The organism is Burkholderia sp. Ac-20392 (genome assembly GCF_017104585.1).
GTDB lineage: Bacteria > Pseudomonadota > Gammaproteobacteria > Burkholderiales > Burkholderiaceae > Burkholderia > Burkholderia lata.
Window position 1 is genome coordinate 1 of record NZ_JAAGPB010001026.1, and the last position, 1,091, is coordinate 1,091.

Below are 1,091 nucleotides of genomic sequence, written 5' to 3' on the forward strand. Positions count from 1 at the left end.
TTTCGAGCATCCGCGCCAGGTTCTGGCCCGCGCGGCCGTAGCCGCAGATGATCACGTGGCCGCGAGCTGCGGGCCGACCGTCCAGAAGCGCGCCGGCAGCGTGAACAGCTGCGACCACACCGAGCTCTGGAAGCCGCCGGTGGCCGACAGCGTCAGGGTCGGGAAGAACGCGGAGATCGCGACGCCGATCTGCTCGTTCGCGGCCGCCGCACGGCGCTCGGCCGCCGCGATGTCGGGGCGGCGTTCGAGGATCGCGGACGGCACGTCGACCGGCGTGATCGGCGGCTCGGCGGTGAGCGGATTCGGCGGCAGAGAGAAGGTCGACGCGGGTTCGCCGATCAGCGTCGCGATCGCATGCTCGTACTGCGCGCGGGCCACACCGTTGTCGATCGACGCGGCCTGCGCGCTCTGCAGCTGCGTCTGCGCCTGGATCACGTCCGCGCGCGCGGCGACGCCCTGCGCGTACTGGTTCTGCGTGAGTTTCAGCGACTGTTCGTACGACTTCACGGTGTCGTCGAGCAGCTTCTGCAGCGCATCGGACGTGCGCAGCTGGAAGTAGGTTTGCGCGAGCAGCGCCTGCTGCGACAGCCGCGCATTCGCGAGATCGGCCGCCGCGGCTGCTTCGCCGGCGCGCTGCGCGCTGACGGTACGGCTCACCTTGCCCCACAGGTCGGGTTCCCAGCTCGCGTCGAGACCGACGCTGTAGCTGTTGCTGATCGAGCCGGACGAACCGCTGCTGAAACTCGACGACGAACTCGACGACACCGACGTGCGCGGCGTGCGGGCGCGCGAGCCCGACGCGGTCAGCCCGACGGTCGGGAAATACGCGGCCCGCGCCTCGGTGACGAGCGCACGCGCCTGCCGGTACGCGGCCGCCGATTGCGCGATGGTCTGGTTCGACGCGTTGAGCTTGCCGATCAGCGCATCGAGCTGCGGATCGTTGTAGACCGTCCACCACGCGCCGCGGTCGGTGCGGTCGGCGGGCTGCGCGACCTTCCAGCCGGCCGGCGCTTCCTTGTAGGCGGCGGGGATCGACGTGTCGGGCCGGTGATAGTCGGGCCCGACGGCGCAGCCGGCGAGCAGCACGGCCG

The 1,091-nt window shown here is 71.1% G+C and carries 1 pseudogene; it reads right to left on the bottom strand.

The features are described 5' to 3' along the window. Positions 1 to 54 precede the first annotated feature (54 nt). Positions 55 to 1,091: pseudogene (locus G3N99_RS40565) on the bottom strand (efflux transporter outer membrane subunit); the annotation flags it as partial.